The organism is Sinorhizobium sp. GQ132 (assembly GCF_059758575.1).
The window spans coordinates 76,317-103,004 of record NZ_JCAXDX010000002.1; the positions used below are offsets into that span (position 1 = coordinate 76,317).

Annotated in this window: 29 protein-coding genes; 20 read left to right on the top strand and 9 right to left on the bottom strand. The window is 62.3% G+C overall.

Annotation, left to right across the window (positions count from 1 at the left end; all coding sequences use genetic code 11):
* Positions 1-285 precede the first annotated feature (285 nt).
* The 6 genes from AC6CIG_RS04455 (at position 286) to AC6CIG_RS04480 (ending at position 5,788) form a co-directional block, all read left to right on the top strand.
* Positions 286-1,188 (top strand): branched-chain amino acid ABC transporter permease, encoded by a 903-nt coding sequence (locus AC6CIG_RS04455; protein ID WP_003525638.1) that lies wholly within the window; start codon positions 286-288, stop codon positions 1,186-1,188.
* A 4-nt stretch (positions 1,189-1,192) separates the two neighbouring features.
* Complete coding sequence (gene livM / locus AC6CIG_RS04460) at positions 1,193-2,578, top strand: high-affinity branched-chain amino acid ABC transporter permease LivM (RefSeq protein ID WP_018095767.1); 1,386 nt, start codon at positions 1,193-1,195, stop codon at positions 2,576-2,578.
* A complete protein-coding gene (locus tag AC6CIG_RS04465; RefSeq protein WP_018095766.1) occupies positions 2,578-3,465 on the top strand; it encodes an ABC transporter ATP-binding protein in 888 nt (295 codons plus the stop codon). Before livM ends, AC6CIG_RS04465 begins: the two co-directional genes overlap by 1 nt.
* The gene (locus tag AC6CIG_RS04470) at positions 3,462-4,187 is read left to right on the top strand and encodes an ABC transporter ATP-binding protein (protein WP_018095765.1); all 726 of its coding nucleotides are present in this window, start codon (positions 3,462-3,464) and stop codon (positions 4,185-4,187) included. Before AC6CIG_RS04465 ends, AC6CIG_RS04470 begins: the two co-directional genes overlap by 4 nt.
* Positions 4,188-4,212: 25 nt before the next feature.
* Complete coding sequence (locus AC6CIG_RS04475; RefSeq protein WP_127710223.1) at positions 4,213-4,557, top strand: DUF6867 family protein; 345 nt, start codon at positions 4,213-4,215, stop codon at positions 4,555-4,557.
* A 112-nt stretch (positions 4,558-4,669) separates the two neighbouring features.
* The gene (locus AC6CIG_RS04480; RefSeq protein ID WP_018095763.1) at positions 4,670-5,788 is read left to right on the top strand and encodes a branched-chain amino acid ABC transporter substrate-binding protein; all 1,119 of its coding nucleotides are present in this window, start codon (positions 4,670-4,672) and stop codon (positions 5,786-5,788) included.
* Positions 5,789-6,007: 219 nt separating this feature from the next.
* Here AC6CIG_RS04480 and AC6CIG_RS04485 read toward each other — a convergent pair whose 3' ends face one another.
* Complete coding sequence (locus AC6CIG_RS04485; RefSeq protein WP_018095758.1) at positions 6,008-6,460, bottom strand: MarR family winged helix-turn-helix transcriptional regulator; 453 nt, start codon at positions 6,458-6,460, stop codon at positions 6,008-6,010.
* A gap of 181 nt (positions 6,461-6,641) precedes the next feature.
* Between AC6CIG_RS04485 and AC6CIG_RS04490 the strand changes: the two genes are divergently transcribed.
* The 13 genes from AC6CIG_RS04490 to ureG all read left to right on the top strand — a co-directional run bounded on the left by AC6CIG_RS04490 (position 6,642) and on the right by ureG (position 15,439).
* On the top strand, positions 6,642-7,637 hold the full coding sequence (locus AC6CIG_RS04490) for an alpha/beta fold hydrolase (protein ID WP_127710221.1): 996 nt from the start codon (positions 6,642-6,644) through the stop codon (positions 7,635-7,637).
* 298 nt (positions 7,638-7,935) lie between these two features.
* The gene (locus tag AC6CIG_RS04495; RefSeq protein WP_127710219.1) at positions 7,936-8,769 is read left to right on the top strand and encodes an urease accessory protein UreD; all 834 of its coding nucleotides are present in this window, start codon (positions 7,936-7,938) and stop codon (positions 8,767-8,769) included.
* Between the two features lie 28 nt (positions 8,770-8,797).
* Entirely contained in the window at positions 8,798-9,100 is a 303-nt protein-coding gene (locus AC6CIG_RS04500; RefSeq protein WP_003525618.1) for an urease subunit gamma, read from the top strand.
* A 12-nt stretch (positions 9,101-9,112) separates the two neighbouring features.
* The gene (locus AC6CIG_RS04505) at positions 9,113-9,367 is read left to right on the top strand and encodes a DUF1272 domain-containing protein (protein WP_127710217.1); all 255 of its coding nucleotides are present in this window, start codon (positions 9,113-9,115) and stop codon (positions 9,365-9,367) included.
* 11 nt (positions 9,368-9,378) lie between these two features.
* A complete protein-coding gene (locus AC6CIG_RS04510; protein WP_003525615.1) occupies positions 9,379-9,684 on the top strand; it encodes an urease subunit beta in 306 nt (101 codons plus the stop codon).
* Entirely contained in the window at positions 9,681-10,100 is a 420-nt protein-coding gene (locus tag AC6CIG_RS04515; RefSeq protein ID WP_437408796.1) for a lysozyme inhibitor LprI family protein, read from the top strand. The genes AC6CIG_RS04510 and AC6CIG_RS04515 overlap by 4 nt, the downstream gene beginning before the upstream one ends.
* Positions 10,101-10,103: 3 nt before the next feature.
* A complete protein-coding gene (locus AC6CIG_RS04520; RefSeq protein WP_127710213.1) occupies positions 10,104-10,754 on the top strand; it encodes a Urease operon accessory protein in 651 nt (216 codons plus the stop codon).
* Positions 10,755-10,757: 3 nt separating this feature from the next.
* Positions 10,758-12,470 carry an urease subunit alpha gene (gene ureC, locus AC6CIG_RS04525; RefSeq protein WP_018095752.1) on the top strand — a complete coding sequence of 571 codons (1,713 nt, stop codon included), beginning with the start codon at positions 10,758-10,760 and terminating at the stop codon, positions 12,468-12,470.
* Positions 12,471-12,636: 166 nt separating this feature from the next.
* Positions 12,637-13,176 carry a peroxiredoxin gene (locus tag AC6CIG_RS04530; RefSeq protein WP_018095751.1) on the top strand — a complete coding sequence of 180 codons (540 nt, stop codon included), beginning with the start codon at positions 12,637-12,639 and terminating at the stop codon, positions 13,174-13,176.
* Positions 13,177-13,305: 129 nt separating this feature from the next.
* The gene (locus tag AC6CIG_RS04535; protein WP_419183652.1) at positions 13,306-13,662 is read left to right on the top strand and encodes a putative quinol monooxygenase; all 357 of its coding nucleotides are present in this window, start codon (positions 13,306-13,308) and stop codon (positions 13,660-13,662) included.
* A gap of 1 nt (position 13,663) precedes the next feature.
* On the top strand, positions 13,664-14,128 hold the full coding sequence (ureE, locus tag AC6CIG_RS04540; protein ID WP_018095749.1) for an urease accessory protein UreE: 465 nt from the start codon (positions 13,664-13,666) through the stop codon (positions 14,126-14,128).
* A complete protein-coding gene (locus AC6CIG_RS04545; protein WP_127710209.1) occupies positions 14,121-14,792 on the top strand; it encodes an urease accessory protein UreF in 672 nt (223 codons plus the stop codon). Before ureE ends, AC6CIG_RS04545 begins: the two co-directional genes overlap by 8 nt.
* A gap of 35 nt (positions 14,793-14,827) precedes the next feature.
* Positions 14,828-15,439: an urease accessory protein UreG gene (ureG, locus tag AC6CIG_RS04550; RefSeq protein WP_018095747.1), complete on the top strand. Its 612-nt coding sequence runs from the start codon at positions 14,828-14,830 to the stop codon at positions 15,437-15,439.
* Between the two features lie 27 nt (positions 15,440-15,466).
* Here the strand turns inward: ureG and AC6CIG_RS04555 are convergent, their stop codons facing one another.
* The 7 genes from AC6CIG_RS04555 to AC6CIG_RS04585 all read right to left on the bottom strand — a co-directional run bounded on the left by AC6CIG_RS04555 (position 15,467) and on the right by AC6CIG_RS04585 (position 24,577).
* Positions 15,467-18,778, bottom strand: coding sequence for an efflux RND transporter permease subunit (locus tag AC6CIG_RS04555; protein ID WP_127710207.1), 3,312 nt, complete (start codon positions 18,776-18,778; stop codon positions 15,467-15,469).
* Between the two features lie 15 nt (positions 18,779-18,793).
* Entirely contained in the window at positions 18,794-19,981 is a 1,188-nt protein-coding gene (locus AC6CIG_RS04560; RefSeq protein ID WP_018095745.1) for an efflux RND transporter periplasmic adaptor subunit, read from the bottom strand.
* Positions 19,982-20,573: 592 nt separating this feature from the next.
* Complete coding sequence (locus AC6CIG_RS04565; protein ID WP_127710205.1) at positions 20,574-21,566, bottom strand: ABC transporter substrate-binding protein; 993 nt, start codon at positions 21,564-21,566, stop codon at positions 20,574-20,576.
* A 195-nt stretch (positions 21,567-21,761) separates the two neighbouring features.
* Entirely contained in the window at positions 21,762-22,631 is an 870-nt protein-coding gene (locus AC6CIG_RS04570) for an ABC transporter permease (protein WP_018095743.1), read from the bottom strand.
* Entirely contained in the window at positions 22,628-23,512 is an 885-nt protein-coding gene (locus AC6CIG_RS04575) for an ABC transporter permease (protein ID WP_127710203.1), read from the bottom strand. Before AC6CIG_RS04575 ends, AC6CIG_RS04570 begins: the two co-directional genes overlap by 4 nt.
* A 2-nt stretch (positions 23,513-23,514) precedes the next feature.
* Positions 23,515-23,673, bottom strand: a complete 159-nt coding sequence (locus tag AC6CIG_RS04580) for a hypothetical protein (protein WP_164866930.1) — start codon at positions 23,671-23,673, stop codon at positions 23,515-23,517.
* 112 nt (positions 23,674-23,785) lie between these two features.
* Positions 23,786-24,577: an ABC transporter ATP-binding protein gene (locus AC6CIG_RS04585; protein WP_026168675.1), complete on the bottom strand. Its 792-nt coding sequence runs from the start codon at positions 24,575-24,577 to the stop codon at positions 23,786-23,788.
* Positions 24,578-24,698: 121 nt separating this feature from the next.
* On the opposite strand from AC6CIG_RS04585, the gene AC6CIG_RS04590 reads away from it, so the two are divergent.
* Positions 24,699-25,112 carry a cupin domain-containing protein gene (locus AC6CIG_RS04590; RefSeq protein ID WP_018095740.1) on the top strand — a complete coding sequence of 138 codons (414 nt, stop codon included), beginning with the start codon at positions 24,699-24,701 and terminating at the stop codon, positions 25,110-25,112.
* 66 nt (positions 25,113-25,178) lie between these two features.
* Here AC6CIG_RS04590 and hydA read toward each other — a convergent pair whose 3' ends face one another.
* Positions 25,179-26,633: a dihydropyrimidinase gene (gene hydA / locus AC6CIG_RS04595; protein ID WP_127710201.1), complete on the bottom strand. Its 1,455-nt coding sequence runs from the start codon at positions 26,631-26,633 to the stop codon at positions 25,179-25,181.
* Positions 26,634-26,688: the final 55 nt, after the last annotated feature.

Below are 26,688 nucleotides of genomic sequence, written 5' to 3' on the forward strand. Positions count from 1 at the left end.
GGCGGGATGGGGCTTCCGCCCACGGTAATGCGCCCCGCTTCATTGCCGCTTTCTGCCCTTTGCTGCCGAAGGAGGCTATTTCGCAAGCGAATGCTGCTGAAATTTTCATTTTTCTGGCTCGAAAAGTGTCAAATCGATTTTATCGCGGAACAATTTGGTGGTGGCGCATTTTTTAGCTTTCATTTTCAATTGAAAGCGGTATGAAATCGGGCCTAGCACATGCTCGAAAATGAGTATTAAAAAACAAGAGATCGGACCGACAGGATCCGGTCCAGGGGAAGATTGATGGAGTATTTTGTCCAGCAGCTCGTCAACGGGCTGACGCTTGGGTCTATTTATGGTATGATCGCGATCGGTTATACCATGGTCTACGGCATCATCGGCATGATCAACTTCGCCCACGGCGATATCTTCATGCTTGGCGGCTTTGCCGCATTGATCGTCTTCTTGCTTCTCACGACATTCATTGCCGGCGTGCCGGTTGTACTGGCGCTTTTGATCATGATGGTCGTCGGTATGCTGACGGCTGCGCTTTGGAACTGGACCATCGAGCGCGTGGCCTATCGCCCGCTTCGCGGTTCTTTCCGTCTGGCGCCGCTGATCACGGCGATCGGCATGTCGATCGTGCTGTCGAATTTCATCCAGGTGACGCAGGGCCCGCGGAACAAGCCTATCCCGCCTCTGGTCTCCTCGGTCTATGATCTGTTCGGCATCTCGGTTTCTCTGAAGCAGATCATCATCGTCGTCATCACGGCAATCCTGCTCTCGGTCTTCTGGTACATCGTCAACCGAACCCCGCTCGGCCGGGCCCAGCGGGCGACCGAGCAGGACCGCAAGATGGCGGCGTTGCTCGGTGTCGATGTCGACCGCACGATCTCGGTGACCTTCATCATGGGCGCCGCACTCGCCGCTGTCGCCGGGACCATGTATCTGATGTATTACGGCGTGGTCGTGTTCACCGACGGTTTCGCGCCGGGAGTCAAGGCGTTTACCGCTGCCGTTCTCGGTGGGATCGGGTCGCTGCCCGGCGCCGTGCTCGGCGGCTTGCTGATAGGCCTCATCGAGTCGCTGTGGTCCGCCTACTTCACCATCGACTACAAGGATGTCGCGACCTTCTCGATTCTCGCGATCGTCCTGATCTTCAAGCCGTCGGGTATTCTCGGACGACCGGAAGTCGAGAAGGTATAGTTCCATGGCAAATGTCGCATCCACAACCGCAAGCGCCGGCAGCGAGCTGACGGCGCGGGCGCTCCGCGAGGCTGTCTTTGCGGGCCTCATCACGCTCGGAATGTTCGTGCTCTTCGTCGGCCTGAAAACCGACCAGAACATCCGCAACGAGCTCATCCTCACGCAGCGATTTGGCCTGCTCGCGACCTTCGTAGCCATCGCCATGGTCGGCCGTTTCCTCATGGTCGCCTATGTCCAGCCGCGGCTGGCGCAGCGCAAGGCGGCAAAGGCGGCCGCGCCCGATGTGGTGAAGGAGGAGACCTTCTTCAGCCGCAACTGGTCGAAGATCGCGGTCATCCTGCTGCTGTTCTACCCACCGGTGATCGTCGCGCTCGTGGGCGTCCAGGGATCGCTGAAATGGGTCGACAATTTCGGCATTCAGATCCTCATCTACGTGATGCTTGCCTGGGGCCTCAACATCGTCGTCGGTCTCGCCGGGCTGCTCGATCTCGGCTATGTGGCCTTCTATGCCGTCGGTGCCTATTCCTACGCGCTGCTCTCCAGCTATTTCGGCCTGTCCTTCTGGGTGCTGCTGCCGATTGCCGGCCTTCTCGCCGCCTGCTGGGGGGTCGTTCTCGGCTTTCCGGTGCTGCGCCTCAGGGGTGATTACCTCGCGATCGTGACGCTCGCCTTCGGTGAGATCATCCGCCTCGTGCTGATCAATTGGACGGAAGTCACCAAAGGCACGTTCGGCGTTTCCGGCATCGCCAAGGCGACGCTCTTCGGTATCAAGTTCGATGCCACGAAGGACGGCTTCGCGGCAATGATGGGCCTTCCGATGTCTTCGGCCTATTACAAGATCTTCCTGTTCTATCTGATCCTCGGTCTCGCCCTGCTGACGGCGTTCGTCACGATCCGGCTGCGCCGGATGCCGATCGGCCGCGCCTGGGAGGCATTGCGTGAAGACGAGATCGCCTGCCGTTCCCTCGGCATCAACACCGTCACCACCAAGCTGACGGCGTTTGCGACGGGCGCGATGTTCGGCGGCTTTGCCGGTTCGTTCTTCGCGGTGCGTCAGGGCTTCGTCTCGCCGGAATCCTTCGTCTTCCTGGAATCGGCCGTTATCCTCGCCATCGTGGTTCTCGGCGGCATGGGCTCGCTGACGGGTATCGCCATTGCCGCCGTCGTCATGATCGGCGGCACGGAAATCCTGCGTGAACTGACCTTCCTCAAGATGATCTTCGGACCGACCTTCACGCCGGAACTCTATCGCATGCTGATCTTCGGCCTCGCCATGGTCACCGTCATGGTCTGGAAGCCGCGCGGCTTCGTCGGATCACGCGAGCCGACCGCGTTCCTGCGCGAACGCAGGGCAATCTCCGGCAGCTTCACCAAAGAGGGGCACGGCTGATGGCCTTTGGGACCGACACCATGACAAAAGACCCCATCCTCAAGGTTGAACGCCTGTCGATGCGCTTCGGCGGTCTCATGGCCATCAACGACTTCTCCTTCGAGGCGGAGCGCGGCGAGATCACGGCGTTGATCGGTCCGAACGGAGCGGGCAAGACGACAGTGTTCAACTGCATCACCGGCTTCTACAAACCGACAATGGGCATGATCACCATGCGGCAGAAGTCGGGCGCCGAATTCCTTCTGGAACGGCTGCCGGATTTTGAGATCACCAAGAAGGCCAAGGTGGCTCGGACCTTCCAGAACATCCGCATGTTCTCGGGTCTGACGGTGCTCGAAAACCTGCTCGTTGCCCAGCACAACAAACTGATGCGGGCATCCGGCTATACCATTCTCGGCCTGTTCGGCTTCCCGGCCTATCGCGAGGCATCCAGGGAGTCGATCGAGCTCGCCAGGCACTGGCTCGAAAAGGCATCGCTGACCGAGCGAGCCGACGATCCGGCCGGCGACCTGCCCTATGGTGCCCAGCGGCGGCTCGAGATCGCCCGCGCAATGTGTACCGGGCCGGAGCTTCTCTGCCTGGACGAGCCCGCGGCGGGTCTCAATCCGCGCGAATCGCTCGCCCTCAATGAACTGCTCCAAGAGATCCGCCGCGATACCGGCACCTCCATCCTGTTGATCGAGCACGATATGTCCGTTGTGATGGAAATATCGGATCACGTCGTCGTGCTCGAATACGGTCAGAAGATTTCCGACGGCACCCCGGACTTCGTGAAGAACGATCCAAAGGTCATTGCGGCCTATCTGGGTGTCGAGGACGAAGAGGTTGAAGAGGTGATCGGAGAAATCGAGGAAATCGAAGGCGAGCGTGGGGGGCCCGGACAATGACTGCGCCCCTGCTGCATGTGAGAGGCGTCGAGACCTATTACGGCAATATCCGCGCGCTGAGCGGCGTGGACATGGAGGTCCATCGCGGCGAGATCGTCGCGCTGATCGGCGCCAACGGCGCCGGGAAATCGACGCTCATGATGACGATCTGCGGCAGCCCGCAGGCGCGCACCGGCTCGGTCCACTTCGACGGCCAGGACATCACGCGTCTGCCCACGCATGAGATCGCGCGTCTGAGGATTGCCCAGTCGCCGGAAGGGCGCCGGATTTTCCCACGCATGACGGTGCTCGAAAACCTCCAGATGGGTGCGAGCCTCGACAATCTGAAGCACTTCAAGGAAGACGTAGAGAAGGTCTTCGCGCTTTTCCCGCGGCTCAAGGAGCGGCAGGCACAGCGTGGGGGGACGCTTTCGGGAGGCGAGCAGCAGATGTTGTCGATCGGCCGTGCGCTGATGGCGCGTCCGAAGCTCCTGCTGCTCGACGAGCCGTCGCTCGGGCTTGCGCCCTTGATCGTCAAAGGTATCTTCGAAGCGATCAAGGTGCTCAACAAGAACGAGGGCCTCACTGTGTTCCTCGTCGAACAGAACGCCTTCGGAGCGCTCAAGCTTTCCGATCGAGGCTATGTAATGGTCAACGGCCGTGTGACGATGAGCGGGTCAGGCAAGGACCTCCTCGCCAATCCGGAGGTTCGCGCGGCCTATCTCGAAGGCGGCCGCCATTGATCCGCCGGGTGTGGAGTTGAGTGAGATGCACGGAATTCTCTACGAAGAAGCCTCGATCTGGCAGTTTTTTTTCATCACCTGCGTTCTCGGAGGCTGGACCGCGTGGCGGACCGGCAAGAGCGTTGCGGAAAGCTGGGGTGACGTTCCGCGGCTCGTGATTTATGTCGCACTGTTGGGCTGGGGCATCCGGTTCATCCACCATGCGCTTTTCAACGGAACGATGTTCACGCTGCAATACTATGTAGTGGACACGGTCGTCCTTTTATTGTTTGCTGCCGCTGGTTTCCGTTACTATCGGACCAAGCAAATGGCCAGCATGTACTATTGGCTTTATGAAAAAACTTCGCCTTTCTCCTGGAAGGCAAAATAAGGGAACGGCGCGTGCCGGTCTGCGGCCGGTGCGAAAGAACACCGGCGCAATGATGGTGGGCATTGCGCAGGCTTATGAAACGAGACCCGCTCGAATATTTGGGAGTAACAAGATGAAAAAGTCTCTTCTGTCGGCCGTTGCGCTGACAGCAATGGTCGCCTTCAGCGGCACCGCGTGGGCTGACATCCTGGTCGGTGTCGGTGCTCCGTTGACTGGTCCGAACGCCGCCTTCGGCGCGCAGATCCAGAAAGGTGCAGAGCAGGCGGCCGAGGACATCAATGCTGCAGGCGGCATCAATGGGGAACAGATCAAGGTCGTACTCGGCGACGACGTTTCGGATCCCAAGCAGGGTGTTTCCGTCGCCCAGAAATTCGTGGCCGATGGCGTGAAATTCGTCGTTGGCCACTTCAACTCGGGCGTCTCGATTCCCGCATCGGAAATCTATGCGGAAAACGGCATCCTGCAGGTGACGCCGGCCTCGACCAACCCGCAATATACCGAACGGGGCCTGTGGAACACCTTCCGCACCTGTGGCCGTGACGATCAGCAGGGCGCCGTCGCGGGCGCTTATATAGCGGCCAATTTCAAGGACGCAAAAGTCGCCGTCATTCACGACAAGACCCCCTATGGTCAGGGCCTTGCCGACGAAACCAAGAAGTCGATGAACGAAGCCGGCGTCACCGAGGCGCTCTATGAAGGCATCAACACCGGCGACAAGGACTTCTCCGCACTTATCGCCAAGATGAAACAGGCTGGTGTCTCGATCGTCTATTACGGCGGTCTGCACACGGAAGCCGGCCTGATCATGCGCCAGATGAAGGACCAGGGCCTGAACGCGACGATGATGTCGGGCGACGGCATCGTCTCGAACGAACTGGCCTCGATTGCCGGCGATGCGGTCGACGGCACGCTGATGACCTTCGCACCGGACCCGCGCAAGAGCCCGGCTGCCAAGGACCTCGTCGAGAAGTTCCGCGCCGCCGGCTTCGAGCCTGAAGCCTACACGCTCTATGCCTATGCGGCCCTTCAGGTGATCGCAGAAGGCGCCAAGGCCGCCGGCAACACCGATCCGCAGGCGGTCGCCGAAGCCATCAAGGCCAAGGGCCCGTTCAAGACGGCAATCGGCGAGCTCGGCTTCGACGAAAAGGGCGACATCACCCGCCCGGACTACGTCATGTACACCTGGAAGAAGGGTGACGACGGAAAGTTCAGCTACTTCCAGAACGAATAGTTCTTCTTACAGGCAATCTGGAAGGCCCGGCGGCAAACGCCGGGCCTTCTGCCGTTTGAAGCCAGCGAGATTGCCTGGAAAGAGCAAATCAACGATCAGAACAATCTCGGCCATCTCTGATGCGCGTGCATGACGGTGATGATTTCGATGTCCCGCCCGACGCGGTAGGGAATAATGTGTTCTGTTCGAGCGCCGACGCTTCCTGTTCAATGATGCACTTTATCGCAGCAGCGATGCCCGGAGAGCCGCGATCTCTTGTTTCAGTCGGGCGACCTCTGCCGGCTCCATTCCCGTCGCATCGGCAATGCCGATCGGGACCCGACTTGCTTTCTCCCGGAGCGCGCGGCCGGTCTCGGTCAGGCGCACGCGCACTTGCCGCTCATCGGCCTTGTCGCGGGTGCGCAAAATGTAGCCCATGGCTTCCAGCCGCTTCAGCATGGGAGTGAGCGTGCTCGACTCCAGGAACAGCTTCTCGCCCAGACTGCCGACGGTCTGGTCGTCCTTTTCCCAAAGAGCCACCATCACGAGGTATTGCGGGTAGGTCAGGTCGAGCTCGTCGAGGAGCGGCTTGTAGACACGCGTGAAGGCGTGATTTGCGGAGTAGATCGCAAAGCACAGGAAGTTGTCGAGCTTCATGAGTTCCTCCGAAGGAGGGAGGTTTGCCTTTGCCATCGCTTCGGTCCCCATTATCTTTCCGACTATAATAAATCGTTCGCGATATAATCGCAAGGTATTGACGTTTGCCGCAGCTCGCGATAAATATCGTGCACGATTTAATTGTTGCCGATATAAATCGCGCGGCGATGATCGGATCGTGAATTTTGATCGGATTTCAGGGAAAGGAGCATTTCCAATGACCAAGGCTCAGGCGAAGACAACCACGAACGACGTCTCCCGCAGAGAAATTCTGGCAGGCGCAATCGGCGCCGCCACCGCCGCGGCCGCACTCTCGGCCGCCAGCCCGGCCGTCGCCGGTGGCGCCGAGCCGCAAGCCGGTGCGGCGGCCACAAGAGTAACCGGCAGCAGGATCAACACGCGTGATGGCGTCGAGATCTACTACAAGGACTGGGGTCCGAAGGACGGACCGGTGGTCGTCCTCAGTCATGGCTGGCCGCTTTCGTCGGATAGCTGGGAGGCACAGGCCTTCTATCTCGCCAGTAACGGCTTTCGGGTCGTCACCCATGACCGCCGCGGCCACGGCCGCTCGAGCCAGCCATGGGACGGCAACGACATGGACCATTATGCCGACGATCTCGCCGATCTGATCGAAACGCTGGACCTCAAGGACATCTTCCTTGCCGGCTTCTCGACCGGCGGCGGCGAAGTCGCCCGATATATCGGACGCCACGGGACGGCCCGGGTCGCCAAGGCAGGACTAATCTCGGCAGTGCCGCCCTTGATGGTCAAGACCGACGACAACCCCGGCGGTCTGCCGAAGGAGGTCTTCGATGGCCTGCAAGCCGCCAGCCTCGCCGATCGCTCGCAGCTTTACCGGGACATCGCCTCGGGCCCGTTCTTCGGCTTCAACCGGCCCGGCGCGAAACCTTCACAGGGCATGATCGACAGCTTCTGGCTGCAGGGCATGACGGCCGGTCACAAGAACGCCTATGACTCCATCGTCGCCTTTTCGCAGACGGATTTCACGGAAGACTTGAAGAAATTCGACGTGCCGACGCTCATCATCCACGGCGACGACGACCAGGTCGTACCGATCGATGCTGCCGCCCGTGCCTCCAAGAAGCTGGTGCCTCAAGCCGAGTTGAAGGTCTATCCGGGTGCGCCGCACGGCATCACGGATACCCACAAGGACCAGCTCAACAAGGACCTGCTCGACTTCGCAAGGTCCTGAGCCAGCGGGATTGCAAAGCAGCTGAAAAAGGGCACCCTCGGGTGCCCTTTTTTGTATCCGACCGGCTACCCATCGGCTCGATTTCATGCACTATCCGGAAGCATTCCGGGAGACATATGATGACCGCCAAGCCGCGCATTCTTATCACTCGCCGCTGGCCGCAGGCCGTGGAGCGGGGTTGAGACGCGTCGGTCTCTCGCTTTTGCGAGGCTTCGGCTCTTCCTGTGTAACAATGGTTTGACTTCTGCAACGCGGTTCGGGCGAAAACCCGTCCCAAGGGGAGCTTCGGCGAACGTCCATGGAAACGGCAGCGATCATCGCACCGCAGCGGGCGAGAGGAGAGGGGCGGCTCGTCGCCAAGGCCGAAGGCGGACGCACGCGCATCGCCGAGCTCTACCAGGAAGGCTGTGCGAAGATCCGTCTGCCCAGAACCTTCGATGCCTCGATGGAGGCCGTGCTCATCAATTCATCGGGCGGCGTGACCGGCGGTGACCGGCTTTCCTGGGAATTCAGGGCGGGAGAAGGCACGAAACTCACGCTGACGACGCAGGCCTGCGAGAAGATCTACAAGGCAAGCACCGGCACGGCCGAGATTGCGACGCGCATAGCGGTCGCCGCCGGCGCTCACGTCGACTGGCTGCCGCAGGAGACGATTCTGTTCGATCGGTCGGCCCTGTCGCGGAGCCTGGAGGTCGACCTCGCCGCCGACGCATCCTTTCTCGCGGTGGAGGCAGTTCTGATCGGCCGCAAGGCCATGGGCGAGGAGGTGCGCGCCGGCCTCTTCCGCGACAATTGGCGAATTCGAAGCGGCGGCAGGCTGATTCACGCGGAGAACCTCGCCTTGGCCGGCGACGTCGCGGCGCTTGCATCGCGGCGAGCGGTCCTCGACGGCGCTTCCGCCTTCGCGACCCTCGTCTATGCCGCGCCGGATTGCGAGTCGCAGCTTTCCAGAATGCGTTTGGCGCTCGCGGGACATGCCCTGTCCGGCGTCAGCCATTACCAAATCGGCGGTCGGGACAAGATCGTCGCCCGCCTTGCTGCGGCCGATGGGTTCGCGCTCAGAAAAATCCTGATCCCGCTCATTTCGCACTTGCGTAAAGACGCGTCAGTGCCGAAAGTCTGGACTCTCTGATCCCTGCAATCGATCTGGACGGCGACGCATGAATCTCACTCCGCGCGAAAAAGACAAGCTGTTGATTTCCATGGCGGCGATGGTCGCGCGGCGGCGGCTCGAGCGGGGCGTGAAGCTCAATCATCCCGAGGCGATCGCCCTCATCACCGACTTCGTCGTGGAAGGCGCGAGAGACGGGCGTTCCGTCGCCGAGCTGATGGAGGCGGGCGCCCATGTTCTTACCCGCGATCAGGTGATGGAGGGCATTGCGGAGATGATCCACGACATCCAGGTCGAGGCGACTTTTCCCGACGGGACGAAGCTCGTCACCGTCCACGAGCCTATCCGCTAGCGAGGAGGCACCATGCTCAGCCTGCGTCCAACCTGCGAATGCTGCAATCGAGACCTGCCACCCGATAGCGGCCATGCGATGATCTGCACCTTCGAGTGTACTTTTTGCGCCGGCTGTGCGGAAACGAAGCTTGCCGGGACTTGCCCGAATTGCGGAGGCGAACTGGTCCGGCGCCCGGTGCGGCCTGTGGCAATGCTGAAGAAATATCCGGCATCGACGGAGCGCGTCCTGAAGCCCGAAGGCTGTGCGCCCGAACGAGCCGTCTGAGGGGAAGGATCATGATTCCAGGTGAGATTATCGCCGCCGCCGGTGAGATCGAGTTGAATGCGGGCCTCGAAACCGTCAGCATCGAGGTTGCCAACTCCGGGGACCGACCGGTGCAGGTCGGCAGCCATTATCACTTCGCCGAGACCAATCCGGGCCTGATCTTCGACCGTGACGCCGCGCGCGGCAAGCGGCTCGACATCCCTGCGGGTACGGCCGTCCGCTTCGAGCCTGGACAGACACGGCAGGTGACGCTCATCCCCCTTTCGGGAAAGCGCGAGGTTTTCGGCTTCCGCCAGCAGGTCATGGGGAAGCTATGAGAGCGGCCGGCGCTGCTTTGAGCCTGTTGTTGTGCTGCACGGCTTCCGCCTATGCGCAACAGCCCGAGCCGGATTGCGGGAAGGCCGTGACCCAGATGGATCTCAACATATGCGCCGATCAGGACTACCGGGCGGCGGATGCGGAGCTGAACAAGACCTACCGCCTTGCGGTCGCGGCCATGCAGGCGACCGACAAGGAGCTTGGCGGCATCGACGCGGCTTACGTCGGAGCGCTCGAGGCACTGAAAAAAGCCCAGCGCGCCTGGATCGGCTATCGCGACGGCCAATGTGAACTCGCCGGGTTCGAGGCGAGGGGCGGCTCGATGGAGCCCATGCTGGTCTCCGGTTGCCTCGCAGAGCTGACACGCAAGCGCACGGCCGAGCTCAAGAAACTCATGGAATCTTCGGAGAATTGATCATTGCAAAGCGGCCGCGTCATCATGATCGTTGGCAATGGTGACGTGCCCGAGGGCGCTGCCGCGACGATCGATGCAGCCGATCTGGTGATCCGTTTCAACGATTGCCGCTCGGTCGGGAAGGGCGGCAGCAGGACCGATATCATCGCCGTCTGCAACACCGGCCGCCCGGCACTGTCAATGCTTGCCGGCGGGCGCTGGAAGACGAGCGAGCCGGTCCGGCAGGCACGCGAGCTATGGAGCGTCCGCGCCGCAGCCAGGTTCGCCGCGATGCGGGCAGCACTCGCCGAGACACATCCGGATCTCGACGATTTCTGCGACGACTATACGGCCGGCTTCGAGAGCTTCGCGCGGGCTACGGCACGCAAGCACCGGGTCATCGCGGGCGAGACGCATGACCGGCTTGAGCGCGATCTCGCCCGCTTCGCGCCGTCGCCTTATGTCGCGCCGTCGAGCGGCTTGGTGGTCATTTCCGACATCGTGTCGAGCTTTGCCGCAGCCGGCGACGATGTGGTGCTTGCCGGCTTCGGCCATATCGGCTGGCAGTGGCACCCGTTTGCCGCCGAGCGCCGCTATGTCGATGCGCTCGCAGCGCAAGGGCGGCTTCGCAGGCTTCATCCATTTGTCTCTTCAGATTTGCCCCAGGGAGCCTGAACCATGTCCTACAGAATGTCGCGCGCGGCCTATGCCAACATGTTCGGTCCGACCGTAGGCGACAAGGTGCGCCTCGCCGACACCGAGCTCTTCATCGAGGTCGAAAAGGACTTCACCACGCATGGCGAGGAGGTGAAGTTCGGGGGCGGCAAGGTCATCCGCGACGGCATGGGCCAGAGCCAGGTGACGCGCGAAGGCGGCGCGGTCGACACGGTGATCACCAATGCGCTGATCCTCGATCATTGGGGAATCGTGAAGGCGGATATCGGGCTGAAGGACGGGCGGATCGCGGCAATCGGCAAGGCCGGCAATCCGGACACGCAGCCGGGCGTCACCATTATCGTCGGTCCGGGCACGGAGGTTATCGCCGGCGAGGGCAAGATCGTCACGGCCGGGGGCATGGATAGCCATATACACTTCATCTGCCCGCAGCAGATCGAAGAGGCGCTGATGAGCGGCCTGACATGCATGCTCGGCGGCGGGACGGGACCGGCGCACGGTACGCTCGCCACGACCTGCACGCCCGGACCCTGGCACATCGCCCGCATGATCGAAGCGGCCGATGCGTTTCCGATGAATCTCGCCTTTGCGGGCAAGGGCAACGCGTCGCTGCCTGGAGCGCTCGTTGAAATGGTACTCGGCGGCGCGACTTCGCTGAAACTGCACGAGGATTGGGGCACGACGCCGGCCGCCATCGACTGCTGCCTCTCCGTGGCCGATGAATACGACGTGCAGGTTATGATCCATACCGACACCCTCAACGAAAGCGGATTCGTCGAGGATACGATCGCGGCGATCAAGGGCCGGACGATCCATGCCTATCACACGGAAGGCGCCGGTGGCGGGCATGCGCCCGATATCATCAGGATCTGCGGCCAGCCGAACGTCATCCCGTCCTCCACCAATCCGACGCGGCCCTATACGGTGAACACGCTTGCGGAACATCTCGACATGCTGATGGTCTGCCATCACCTGTCGCCCAGCATTCCGGAAGACATCGCCTTCGCCGAAAGCCGCATCCGCAGGGAGACGATCGCGGCGGAGGATATCCTCCACGATATCGGCGCCTTCTCGATCATTTCCTCCGACAGCCAGGCGATGGGGCGTGTCGGCGAGGTGGCGATCCGCACCTGGCAGACCGCCGACAAGATGAAGCGCCAGCGCGGACGGCTCCAGGAGGAGACCGGCGACAATGACAATTTCCGCGTCAAGCGCTATATCGCCAAATACACGATTAACCCGGCGATCGCGCACGGCCTCAGCCATGAGATCGGCTCGCTCGAGGTCGGCAAGCGCGCCGATCTGGTCCTCTGGAATCCGGCCTTCTTCGGCGTGAAACCCGACATGGTGCTCCTCGGCGGCACGATCGCAGCAGCACCCATGGGCGACCCGAACGCCTCCATCCCCACGCCGCAGCCGGTCCACTACCGGCCGATGTTCGGCGCCTATGGAAAGAGCCGGACCAACTCCTCGGTCACCTTCGTCTCGCAGGCGTCGCTCGATGCCGGGCTTGCCGGCAGGCTCGGCGTCGCCAAGGAGCTCGTCGCCGTCCAGAACACCCGCGGCGGCATCGGCAAGGCGTCGATGATCCACAACAGCCTGACGCCGCATATCGAGGTAGACCCGGAAACCTACGAGGTCCGCGCCGACGGCGAGCTCCTGACCTGCGAGCCGGCGACGGTGCTGCCGATGGCGCAGCGCTATTTCCTCTTCTGAGCCGAACAGCCATGCATCGGCCGCATGGCTGCCATGCGGGAGGCCTCGAACCGTCGCTTTGATGCTGCACTGCAGCGGAAATTTCGTTAGGAAGGGCACTCGATTTCGCCGGTGCGCCTGTCCTCCCAAGACAGCGCCGCCGGCAGCCAGTTCTTAGGAGATGATGATGCTCGGCAGAAAAGTTCCCGCTGTAACCTTCCGCACCCGCGTCCGCGACGAGTCCGTCGGCGGTTCCAATCCGTTCCGCTGGCAGGACGTTACCTCGGACGACTATTTCGCCGGCAAGCGCGTCGTGCTGTTTTCGCTCCCGGGTGCTTTCACCCCGACCTGCTCGACCTACCAGCTGCCGGACTTCGAAAAGCTCACCTCCGAATTCCGGGGTCTCGGGATCGACGAGATCTACTGCGTCTCCGTCAACGACGCCTTCGTGATGAACGCCTGGGGCAAGTCGCAGGGCCTCGAGAACGTCAAGCTCATTCCGGACGGTTCGGGCGAGTTCACCCGCAAGATGGGCATGCTCGTCGCCAAGGACAATCTCGGCTTCGGAATGCGCTCCTGGCGCTATGCCGCCGTCATCAACAACGGCGTTGTCGAGCAGTGGTTCGAAGAGGAAGGCTACTCCGACAATTGCGACAGCGATCCCTACGGTGTCTCCTCGCCGCAGAACATTCTCGCGGCGCTGAAATCCAAGAAGCTCGCCGCCTGATCCCGATTCTACCGAATCGATAAAACCCCGGCTGCCGCAAGCAGGTTCCTGAAAATCCACGGGATTTTCGCCTTCTTGCTGGTGCCGGGGCTTTTTCTTGCTACAGTGAAGACTTCCAAGAGGAAGCGGATGTGGGCGCGCGAACCGCGCACGTTTCCTCTTTCACCGGCAAGGGGAATGCAGAAATTCATGGTTTACATTATCGCATATCTGACGGCGCATGCGGGCAAGGGCGACGAGATCGTGGCGCTGACGAAGCCGCTGATCCAGGCGACGCTGAAAGAGGCCGGTTGCGTCAGCTATGAGCTCTATCGCAAGCCCACGGATCCCGATGCGCTGGTGTTCGTGGAAACATGGAAGGACAGGGCAGCTATCGATGCCCATTTCGCCGAACCGCATCTGAAGGCCTTTCAGACGGCGGCGGCAAGCCTGCTGGCGAGCGCCCGCGTCGAGATCGTGCATCCGGAAAAGATCGAGGTGGTCTGACGTGCCCTATCGCTCGACCGAAGTTCGTTCGCCCGGTCCGGGCGAGAGGGCGCCGCTCCATCGCCTGACCCTGACGCATGAGCAGCGCCATCTGCGCCGCAAGCTCCTGCACCTCGACAACGACGATGTGGTGATGCTGGATCTCAAGGAGCCCGTGATGCTCGCCGATGGCGATCTCCTGGTGCTCGAGGGAGGCGGCCATATAGAGGTGAAGGCGGCAGCGGAGGCGCTTTACGACATCCGCGCGCGAAACGCGCTGCATCTGATAGAGCTTGCCTGGCATCTCGGCAACCGGCACCTGCCGGCGGCGGTAGAAGAGGGACGGATTCTGATAGCCCGCGACCCGGTCATTCGCGCCATGCTGGAGGGCCTGGGCGCCACCGTCGATGACGTGATCGAGCCCTTTCATCCCCTGCACGGCGCCTATCACCAGCACGGTCACGGCGATCACCACCGTCATGGCTGAGAATGCCGATACGCAGTCGCTCCTGCGTCTCGTTACCTGGCTCTCGCCCGCCTTTCCCGTCGGCTCCTTCTCCTATTCCGGCGGTCTGGAGCAAGCCATTCATGACGGGCTTGTCACCGGTGCCGACGATTTGCGGCTCTGGTGCGAAACGCTCCTGGATCACGGCACGACGTGGAACGACGCGCTGCTTCTGGCGGAAGGTTACCGTGCATATGACGATGCCGCGCGGTTGATTGCGGCATCGGAACTGGCCGAGGCGCTTGCCGGATCGCGCGAGCGGCACATGGAAACCATGCTCCTCGGCGAGGCGTTCCTGGCCGCCGCCGGCCACTGGCCGCACGCGGCGCTTAAATTCCCCGGCGGGAGAGCCGCCTATCCGGTGGCGGTCGGCGCGGTCGCCGGAGCGCACTGTACCGGCCTCGAAGCGGCGCTCGCCGCCTTTCTCAACGCCACCATATCGAACGCGGTGTCGGTGGCCATCCGCTGCGGCGTTACCGGCCAGCGCGACGGGGTCGGCATGCTTGCGCGTATGGAGGAGACGATAGGGGCGGCGGCAGCGCGCGCCGCGCTCGCCTCGCTCGATGATCTTGGCGCCGCGGCGATCATTGCCGACATTGCCTCGCTGCGACACGAGATCTTGCATTCACGGTTGTTCCGCACTTAACGGAACGATGGACAGACTTCGAAAGGATAGAAGAGATGCCATCGAAAAACGGTCCTCTGCGCATCGGTATCGGCGGCCCGGTCGGGTCCGGAAAGACGGCACTTACCGACAAGCTCTGCAAGGCCATGCGGGAGAAATACTCCGTCGCGGTGGTCACCAACGACATCTATACCAAGGAAGATGCCGAAGCGCTGGTGCGTATGCAGGCCTTGCCTTCGGAGCGGATCGTCGGGGTCGAGACGGGCGGATGCCCCCATACGGCGATCCGCGAGGATGCGTCGATCAATCTTCAGGCGATTGCCGATCTCAACCGCCGCATTCCCGATCTCGATGTCGTCTTCATCGAGTCGGGAGGGGACAATCTGGCAGCGACCTTCTCGCCCGATCTCGCTGATCTTACGATCTATGTGATCTCGGTCTGCCAGGGCGAGGAAATTCCGCGCAAGGGCGGGCCGGGGATCACCAGGTCCGATCTGCTGGTGATCAACAAGAAGGATCTCGCCCCTTACGTCGGTGCCGACCTCGGGGTCATGAAACGCGATGCGGCACGGATGCGAGCCGAAAAGCCGTTCGTGTTTTCGGATATGAAACGCGGCGACGGGGTGGAGCGGATCGTCGAGTTCCTGACGGTGCACGGGGGACTCTGAGCAGAGCACCCCCGCGCAGCTCTCGTCCTATTCCGCGGCAAGCGCCGGATGGCTGATGACCTTGCCGTCGGACTTGCGGCGCTTCTCGTCTTCGAGCGCCTTGATGCGCGCTTCGAGGCTCTCGATCGTGCTGCCCTGTTCGGCGGCAAGCTTGCTCAGCGCCTCCTGGTCGAGCGGCGGTTCTTCCTCGTCCTTCTGGCCGATGAAGCGGCCGAAAGCCCAGGCGAGGAGACGCGACAGGTCGTCCATGATCAGGAAGAAGGACGGAACCACGACGAGGCTCAGGACGGTCGAGACGATGATGCCTCCGATGACGGCGATCGCCATCGGTGCACGGAAGGAACCGCCTTCGCCGACGCCCAGGGCCGAGGGCAGCATGCCCGCAGACATGGCGATCGAGGTCATGACGATCGGACGGGCCCGCTTCCGTCCCGCCTCGATCATGGCAAGCGTCCGGTCCATGCCGTGATGCATCATCTCGATACCGAAGTCGACGAGCAGGATGGCGTTCTTGGTGACGATGCCCATCAGCATCAGGATACCGATCAGCACCGGCATGGACAGCGCGTTCTGAGTGAGGATCAAGGCGGCTGCCACGCCGCCGATCGCGAGCGGCAGCGAGAGCAGGATGGTGAAAGGCTGTATCACATCCTTGAACAGGAGGATGAGTACGACCAGAACCATCATCAGACCCAGCAGCATGGCGTTGCCGAAGCTCTCCTGCATCTCGGCCTGCACCTCGGCATCGCCGCTTTCGAGGAACTGGACCGTCGCAGGCAGATCGGCGTCGGCGGCGATTTCCCTGAAGCGGGCCGATGCCGTGTCGAGCGCCACGCCGGCGGGCAGATCGGCGCCGAGCTTGACGACGCGGTAGCGGTCGTAGCGCTTGATGGAACTCGGCCCTTCCGCATAATTGATGTCCGCGACGCTCGACAGCGGCACGGTCGCTCCGGATGCCGTCCGGACCTTCAGGTTGCGGATCGCCGCCAGGTCGGTGCGAAAATCACGGTCGAGCTGCACCCGGATCGGGATCAGGCGCCCATCGAGCGCGATCTTCGCCAACTGCGCGTCGATATCGCCGATCGTGGCGATGCGGATCACCTCGGAGATCTGCGCCGTCGTAATGCCAAGGCGCGACATCTGGTCGTCGCGGGGCCGGATCTGCAGTTCCGGTCGGGGCAGCGCGCCCTCGGGGCTGACATTGGCAAGCAGCGGGTCTCGGCGCAGATCCGCTTCCAGGGTGGCGACCGCCTTGTCGAGATCCTCCTCGTTGTTGGAAAGCAGGTTGAACGACAGGTCACGTTCGCCGCGATCGTTGAGCTTGGTGACGCGGACATCGGGAATCGATCGCAATCGGGCGAAGATTTCCCTCTCGATCTCGGATTGCGGCTTGATCCGCCCGGCCGGGGGCAGCTTCGGCAGGTATTCGCCGATCAGCGGCGTGCGGCCGATCACGTCGTTGACGACCTTGTTGATCAGCGAATGATCGAGCTTCTCGAGCAGCACCGTGACGGCAGCGCGTCGCAGCTCGAGGTCGCCCTTGGGCGAGGCGCCGCCGAGCACGAAGACGTTTTCCACGCCGTCGATATCCTTGACGCGATTGTAGATCTCGGTGGTGGTCCGGTCCGTGTCCGCGAGCATTGCGTCCGGCGGCAGTTCGATCGACAGGCTTACGCGCGAGCTGTCTTCCGGCGGCAGGAAGCTGCCCGGGACGAAGACGAGCAGCGCGACCACCGAACCGACCGAGAGCAGGATGGCGACGAGCAGCGTGGAGTAGCGCGTGTACCAGCGTTTCGTGGTGAAGCGTACGAGGCGCGTGTACTGGCGCATCATGAAGCCTTCATCATCATGATGCCCGCCGGCATCCGAAGGCTTCATCAGATAGGCCGCCATGACCGGCGTGATCAGGCGGGCGACCAGGAGCGAGAAGAACACCGAGACGGCGACCGTCAGGCCGAACTGGATGAAGTACTGTCCCGGAATGCCCGGCATGAAGGACACGGGCACGAAGACGGCGATGATCGTGAAGGTGGTGGCGATCACCGCAAGGCCGATCTCGTCCGCAGCCTCGATCGCTGCGCGGTAAGGCGACTTGCCCATCCGGATATGACGCTCGATGTTCTCGATCTCCACGATCGCATCGTCGACGAGAATACCCGTCGCGAGCGTCATCGCCAGGAAGCTGACGAGGTTCAGCGAGAAACCGAGCAGTTCCATCACCCAGAAGGTGGGGATCGCCGAGAGCGGCAGTGCGACCGCCGAAATCAAGGTCGCGCGCCAATTGCGCAGGAACAGCATCACGACGATGACGGCGAGCAGCGCGCCCTCGATCAGCGTATGAATCGCCGCCTCGTAATTGCCGTAGGTGAAGTAGACCGAATCGTCCACCATCTCGATGGAAACGTCCGGGTGCTTTGCCCGGATTTCATCGAGCGTCTTGCCGACGGTTTCCGCGACCGACACTTCGCTCGCCCCCTTGGCGCGGAACACGGCGAAGGTGACGCCGGGCTGCCCGTTGAAGCGGGAGAACGACTTCGGCTCCTCATAGGTGTCGATAACGTTGCCGAGTTCCGACAGACGGACGAAGCGGCCGTTCGGCAGCGAGATCATCGTATTCGCCAGCGCCGTTACGTCGCGCGTGTCGCCCAATGTGCGGATCGCCTGTTCGCTGCCGCCGACCTGGCCCCGGCCGGAACCGAGGTCCATGTTCATCCGGCGAAGCTGGGCGTTGACGTCGGCGGCGCTGATGCCAAAGGAATTCAGGCGGTCCTCATCGAGCTCGACCCGGACTTCGCGGTCGGAGCCGCCGTAGCGGTCGACACGGCCGATGCCGGTCTGGCCCTGGATGGCGCGCTTGATCGTGTCGTCGACGAACCAGGAGAGCTCTTCCAGCGTCATGCCCGGCGACGAGACGGAAAATGTCTGGATCGCCTGGCCTTCCACGTCGACCTTGGAAACGATCGGCTCTTCGATCGAGGTCGGAAGATCGCTGCGGATGCGATCGATGGCATCCTTGACATCCTGCACGGCCTGCGTTGTCGGGACTTCCATGCGGAAGATGACGGCGGTCGTCGAAATGCCGTCGGTGATCGTCGACTCGATATGGTCGACGCCGGAGACGCCGGCGACCGCGTCCTCGATCTCCTTGGTGACCTGGGTTTCCAGTTCGGCGGGCGCCGCACCGCTCTGCGTGACGGCGATCGAAACGATCGGCACGTCGATGTTCGGGAAGCGGGTGATGGGCAGCGAATTGAACGACTGCCACCCGAGCACCACGAGCACGAAAAACGCCAGGATGGGCGCGACCGGATTGCGGATAGACCAGGCGGAGAAATTCATGGTCTCATGTTCCCGTCAGTTGGTTGCCGGCTCGGCGGATTCGACCGGATTGATGCGGTCGCCATCGCGCACATAGGCACCGGCCTTCGCCACCGCCTGTTCACCCGGTTCGATGCCGGAGAGTATCTCGATGAATTGTCCGTCCTGGATGCCCGTTTCGACAGGTACCAGGCGCACGACGCCGTCTTCTACCTTGCGGACGATGGATTTGCCGTCTTCCGATGTAACGGCCGTTTGCGGCAAAACCACCGTTTCCTTCTGCTCCGCCACGATCACGGCGCTGGCATACATGCCCGCGCGCGCCTTGGATGCGTCGGTCAGGCTGATACGCACCGTGCCGAGGCGCGTCTGCGGGTCGACCGTAGGGGCGATCAGGCGGATCTTCCCCTCGATCGTGGTGGTGCTGCCGGCAAGCTTGACTGTTGCGGTCTGCCCCACGGCAAGCTTGATCACATCAGACTCGGCGACATCGGCCCACATCTCGATTTCGCCGTCGCGAATGATCGCGAACAGCGGCTCGCCGCTGCCGCTGGCGATCGCACCGACCTTGGCGTTCTTTCGCGAGACGACGCCGCTGACCGGCGCCTTCACGGCGGTCCGCGCGAGACGCAGGTCGACGTCGTCAATCTGGGCCTGCACCACCTTGATATCTGCCGTTGCGACGCTCACCGACTGCTCCGCCGAGCGGACGCGTGCGCGGCCCGCTGCGGCAAGCGCTTTCAAGCGGTCGGCCTCGGCAGTCGAGACGGTACCGTTTTCCGACAGCTGCACAGCACGGTTCGCGACACGCGTCGCCTCTTCCGAATTGGCCGTCACTTCGGCAAGCTGGGCGTGCAACTGGGCGAGCGATGCCTCGGCCTTGGCGAGGTTGGCTTCGAGCTGACTTCTTTGCAGAAGCAGGGCGTCCTGGTTGAGGGTGGCCAGCGTGCTGCCTTTTTCCACCCGGTCACCGACGTCGACATTGAGCGACCGTATGGCGAGGCCATCCACCAGGGGAGAGACATAGATCTCCTCCACCGCCTCGATGGAACCGGTGGCGATGACGCGGTCGGTGATCGCACGCTTCGTCGCTTCGGTCACGACGATGGAGGGCGGCGCCTGTTTTTGCGGCGGCTTGGCGGCCTCTTCGGCCGAAGCGCTCACAAGCGCGGACAGGAGCATCGCTGCACAAGCGCCGATGAGAGGCAGGAGTTTCTGAGCCATAGGCCTGTTTTCCCGAAGCTGAAGCACACGTGCCCGATCACGCCCGCGCAGGGGCGAATATCCGGCCGCAATCACGCTATTTCACCTACAGCGCCGCGCGTCTTTCGGACGCGCAAGGACCGCTGCAGCATTTTGAATCGCTGCCCGGGCAGCGGTTTCAAGCCACAGGCACCGGATGGGAAGAAAATTCCCTGATGGGCAATCCTAAAGAAATAAAGATTCCTCCATTCGCTTGCCCTCCAGTCAAACGTTCCGGCCTATGTAGTCGCCGGAGCAAATGCTTACAAGAGCGGCGAAGCAATGGTGCCTCACTATTTCTACTGTCATGCGTCTTCGGATGCAATACGGGTGCAACCTGAAGGTAGTCTTAACAACCACAGCGTGGTGCGAGATTTTCGCCGTTCGACAGCGAACCCTCCATGCTAAGCCATTGGAATCGGGCCTTTGTGCGCGGGCGGGCGCTGATCGGTGCGCTTCTCCGGGAGTAACGCTGCGACCTTTGACCACGGGGTGCGAGTTCGCGGCAAGCGGCACGCCTCCGCATAAGGAGCGCGCGGCGAGTGCCACGCGCTCCTGATCGTCATGCGGCGCCTTATTTAAGCGCCGCGTCCGTGATCTCGTGGGTCCAGGCGCCTTCCGGCTCCTTGGAAATGACCGGGTCGGAGCCGCCGGCCAGCAGCGACTGGACGGTGCGCTGGTAATCCGCCTCGTCGAGCGCGCCGTCGGATCCTGCAGTCAGCTTGGCGACTTCGCCCATCATGCGCTTCTGGTGCTTTTCCGTCTGCGCCCCGGTGGAGTCGTTCTCGAGCACGATATCGGCCGCCTCGTCCGGATTCTCCTCGGCATATTTCCAGCCCTTCATCGAGGCGCGGACGAACTTCACCATCTTGTCCTTGAAGGCCTCGTCCTTGAGCTTGTCCTCGAGCACGTAGAGGCCGTCTTCGAGCGTGGCGACGCCCTGGTCCTCGTATTTGAAGGTGACCAGATCCTCCGGCTTGATGCCGGCATCGATGACCTGCCAGTACTCGTTGTAGGTCATGGTGGAGATGCAGGCGGCCTGCTTCTGAATCAGCGGATCGACGTTGAACCCCTGCTTCAGCACGGTCACGCCGTCCGGCCCGCCATCCGTCGGGATCTTCAGATGCGACATCCAGGAGAGGAACGGATATTCGTTGCCGAAGAACCAAACGCCGAGGGTCTTGCCCTTGAAGTCTTCGGGACCCTTCACTCCGGATTCCTTCAGACAGGTGAGCATCATGCCCGATGTCTTGAAGGGCTGGGCGATATTGACGAGCGGCACGCCCTTTTCGCGCGTGGCGAGGGCGGATGGCATCCAGTCGACGATGACGTCGGCGCCGCCGCCGGCGATCACCTGCGCCGGAGCGATATCCGGTCCGCCGGGCTTGATTTCGACGTCGAGGCCCTCTTCCTCGTAAAAGCCCTTGTCCTTCGCCACGTAGTAGCCGGCGAACTGCGCCTGGGTCACCCACTTCAGCTGCAGCGTGACCTTTTCGGCGGCATTGGCGTGGAAAGCGGCAAGCGAAAAGACGCTCGCTGCCAGCAGAATTCCAAGTTTCTTGTTCATTTCAGTTCCCTCTTATCGTTGCCTTGTCGTTCTAACACTTTGAAACTACGCATTTCGGCCGGGAAGGCCATTACCCATTTTCCCGGAAGTGCCCTGGAGCATTTCAATGTTTCATGGAAACACTGAATTGCTCCAACCCTTTGGTCCAACGCACTTCCGGACGGAAAACCGTTACACACTTTTCCTGGAAGTGCTCTAGGCTCGCCCACTGCGGATGGACGGATGCCAGAACGTGACCGCGCGCTCGATGAGCGCGACCACCCCGTAGAAGACGGAGCCAGCCACCGCCGCTACGGCGATTTCGGCCCAGACCATGTCGACGTTCATGCGGCCCACTTCCGTGGAGATCCGGAAACCCATGCCGACAATGGGCGTTCCGAAGAATTCGGCCACGATCGCACCGATCAGCGCCAGCGTGGAGTTAATCTTGAGAGCGTTGAAAATAAAAGGCCAGGCGGCCGGCAAGCGGAGCTTGACGAGTGTCTGCCACCAGGATGCGGCATAGGTGCGCATCAGATCGCGCTCCATGTGGCTGGCGGCTGCAAGGCCCGAAACCGTGTTCACCAGCATCGGGAAGAAGGTCATGATGACGACGACCGCCACTTTCGACTGCCAGTCGAAGCCGAACCACATGACCATGATCGGGGCGACACCGATGACGGGGAGGGCGGAGACGAAATTGCCGAGCGGCAGCAGCCCTTTCTGCAGGAAGGGCGAACGGTCGATGAGGATTGCGACGACGAAGCCGAGGCCGCAGCCGAGCGCGTAGCCGGTCAGCACGGACTTCAGGAAGGTCTGCCGGAAATCGGCCGCGAGTGTCGGCAGCGAGTTGATCAGCCGCTGCCAGATCATCGACGGGGCGGGCAACAGCACCGAGGGGACGGCGAAACCGCGGACGATGCCTTCCCAGAGGACGAGTATGGTGATGCCGAAGAGGAGAGGCACGGCAAGACGTGCCGCATTGTTTGCTGCGTCGCTTGCGAACTGCTGCCGGACCAGCCATTCGTTGAAGGCCCAGGCAGCGAGCCAGAAGAGGATGGCGCCGGCGAGAGCGGCAATACTCATGGTTTTGCCCCCATGCGCTTCAGGACGGCCGTATGCGCCAGGCCGACGATCATGACGAGGACCGCGGCGAGTGCCGCAGCCATGAACAGCGCCGCCCAGATCTGTACGGTCTGTCCGTAATAGGACCCGGCGAGCAGGCGTGCGCCGAGCCCGGCGACTGCGCCGGTCGGCAGCTCGCCGACGATGGCGCCGACGAGCGAGATCGCGACGGCAACCTTCAGCGAGGTGAAGAGATAGGGCATGGACGAAGGCCAGCGCAGCTTCCAGAAGGTCTGGGCGGGCGAGGCGTTATAGGTGTGCATCAGGTCGAGCTGGATCGTTTCGGGGCTGCGCAGTCCCTTGACCATGCCGACGACCACCGGGAAGAACGAAAGATAGGTGGAAATCAGCGCCTTCGGAAGCAGGCCGGAAATCCCGATGGCGTTGAGCACGACGATGATCATCGGCGCGATCGCCAGGATCGGGATCGTCTGACTGGCGATCACCCAGGGCATGAGCGATCGGTCCATTGCGCGGTTGTGGACGATGCCGACAGCCAGCAGCACGCCGAGCACCGTGCCGATGCCGAAGCCGAGCAAAGTGGCCGAAAGCGTGATCCAGGCATGATAGACGAGGCTGCGTTTCGAGGTGATGGCCTTATTGGCAGTCGTATCCCAGATTTCGGCGACCACCTGATGCGGAGCGGGCAGCACCGGGCGTTCCTGGGCCATGGTATTGCGGAGGATTTCGGAGAAGCCGATCTCGGTGCCGGCACGCGCGGCGGTATCTCTTTCGAAAGGTGCGTTCAGGAAAACCGCTGCGACGTACCAGCCGGCGATCAACAGGAAAACGACCGTGGAGACGGGAAGCAGTTTGTCCTTAAGGAAGCTCTCCTCGCGCATGGTCACGCTCTCCCGCCAGTCGTCGTCCGCAGGTCGCGCAGCATGTTCCACATCGCCGCTTCGGCTTTGGTCATTTCCGTGCGCAGCTTCTTCGCGCGTTGTCCGGTCTTCGGGTCGATGTTCGAGTGTGCCAAAAACCCCTCCCGGTTCGCTTCGCTCACCACCGTCCCCACAAGGGGGAGCGACGACCCTGCCGCACCGGTTGCGGCAGGCGCCGCTAAGCCCCTCCCCCTTGTGGGGAGGGCTTGGGAAGGGGTCATTTCCGTCCGGCGGCTACTCGTCATAGCTGTGCCCCGCTCTCAAGCCCTCGCGCACGCGATGCGCGATCTCGAGGAATTCCGGCGTTTCCCGAATGCCGAGCGGCCGTTCCCTCGGCAGCGTCGATTCGATGACGTCCGTAACGCGGCCCGGGCGGGGACTCATGACGATGATCTTGGTCGAGAGGTAGACCGCCTCCGGAATGGAGTGCGTGACGAAACAGATTGTCTTGTTGGTGCGCGCCCAGAGTTTGAGGAGTTGTTCGTTCAAATGGTCGCGGACGATCTCGTCGAGCGCCCCGAAGGGCTCGTCCATCAGCAGGAGATCGGCATCGAAGGCCAGCGCCCGGGCAATCGACGCGCGCTGCTGCATGCCGCCGGAAAGCTGCCAGGGATATTTCTTTCCGAAGCCCGAGAGGTTGACGAGTTCCAGCGTCCGCTCGATCCGCGCCTTCCGGTCCTCGCTGGAGTAGCCCATGATCTCCAGCGGCAGCGCGATGTTCTTTTCGATCGTGCGCCAGGGATAAAGGGCGGCCGCCTGGAAGACATAGCCATAGGCGCGCTGCCGGCGGGCCTCCTCCGGCGTCATGCCGTTGACGGAAATGGTGCCGGCCGTGGCCTTTTCGAGATCGGCGATGACGCGCAGAAACGTCGTCTTGCCGCAGCCGGATGGGCCGATGAAGGAGACGAAGTCGCCCTTGACCACGTCGAGATTCACGCCGGTGAGTGCATTGACCGGACCGTCGCTGGTCTCGAACGTCAGGCCGAGGTTCCGGGCCGAGACCACGGAGGCGGGATTGGATGTCATGGACGGATTCTCATTATCGACTGCCTGTGTCAGACTGCTATCCGGACCCGCAACATGCAATGGCGGATTTGCCGGCGAGGTCGCCTGCTGCTGGTTTTTCAGCGTATTCTGGAGGACGGTCATGTCTCGATCACCCAATCCTGGCTGTCGCGTGGTTCGCCCGGGCGGTGCCTTTGCCGGCAAGCAGGGGCTCGATTATTTCGAGGGTATCGCCGCGGAAACGGTCGGCTCCACCGGCATCTGCATGCATCTCGTGACCATGCCGCCCGGTGCGCGCGCCAAGGCGCATCTTCACGAGACCCATGAAACGGCGATCTACGTGCTCTCCGGCGAAGCGCATACCTGGTTCGGCGAGCGGCTCGAAGAACACGTGATCACCAGGGCCGGAGATATGCTCTACATTCCCGCCGGCGTGCCGCATCTGCCGGCGAACCTCTCGCACGCCCCTTGCACAGCGGTCATCGCCCGGACGGATCCGAAAGGAAACGAGAGCGTCGTGCTGCTGCCCGAGCTCGACGGGCTCGTGCCCGCCTAGAGCAATTCCGGGAAAAGTCATCAGCGCGATCGCCGTTTCTCGCATGCGATAAGGTTGCGGCATCTCTCAGACGCCGCTTGCGGGAATGCCGCTGCGCTGCACCGCCCGTGGCGCCGTCACTTCCTTCCAGGTGGAAAGCGCCGTGCTGACCGCCGGGAAGGGATCACGCCGGACGAATTCGCCGTGGCCCTCCCGGGTCTTCACGGTTCCGTCCTCGATCGAAACCACGCCGCGCGTCAGCGTGAAACGCGGAAGACCGGTGACCGTCTTGCCCTCGAAGACGTTGTAATCGATCGCCGATTGCTGCGTCTTCGCCGAGATCGTCTTGGAGCGCTTGGGGTCCCAGACGACGAGGTCCGCATCGGCGCCGACGAGGATCGCGCCCTTCCTGGGATAGATATTCAGGATCTTGGCGATGTTGGTGGAGGTTACCGCCACGAATTCGTTCATGGTGATGCGGCCGGTCGCAACACCATAGGTCCAGAGCATCGGCATGCGGTCTTCCAGTCCGCCGGTGCCGTTCGGGATTCTGGTGAAATCGCCGACGCCGAAGCGCTTCTGCTCGGTCGTGAAGGCGCAATGGTCGGTCGCGACCACCTGGAGCGAACCGGAGGCAAGCCCCGCCCAGAGGCTGTCCTGGTGAAGCTTGTTGCGGAAAGGCGGCGACATAACCCGGCGGGCGGCGTGGTCCCAGTCCTTGTCGAAATATTCGCTCTCATCGAGCGTCAGGTGCTGGATCAAGGGCTCGCCGAAGACACGCATGCCCTTGGCGCGGGCGCGCCGGATCGCTTCATGCGCCTGTTCGCACGAAGTATGAACGATGTAGACGGGACAGCCGGCCATGTCGGCGATCATGATCGCGCGGTTGGTGGCCTCTCCCTCGACCTCCGCCGGCCGCGAATAGGCATGTGCTTCCGGGCCGCTATTGCCTTCCGCCAGCAGCTTCGCCTGCAGTTGCGCCACCACGTCGCCGTTTTCGGCGTGGACCAGCGGCAGCGCGCCGAGCGCCGCACAGCGCTGGAAGGAGGAAAACATCTCGTCGTCGTCCACCATCAGCGCGCCCTTGTAGGCCATGAAGTGCTTGAAGGTGTTGATGCCCTTTTCCTTTACGATCGTCTCCATCTCGTCGAAGACCTGCTCGTCCCACCAGGTGATCGCCATGTGGAAGGAATAGTCGCAGTTGGCGCGCGTCGACTTGTTGTCCCACATGGTCAGCGCCTCAAGCAGCGACTGGCCGGGCGAGGGGAGTGCGAAATCGACGACCATCGTGGTGCCGCCGGCGAGTGCCGCCCGGGTCCCGCTTTCGAAATCGTCGGAGGAATAGGTACCCATGAAAGGCATTTCGAGATGCGTATGCGGGTCGATGCCGCCCGGCATCACGTAGCAGCCGGTGGCGTCGAGCGTCTCGGCGCCGGAGAGATTCGGTCCGATTTCGACGATCTTGCCGCCTTCCACCTTTAAATCGGCCTTGTAGGTCAGGTCGGCCGTGACGATGGTTCCACCCTTGATGACAGTGCTCATTGGTTCGTTTCCCTGGAAGGTGCCTTCGGCGGCTCAGGCCACCACGAAAAAGGGC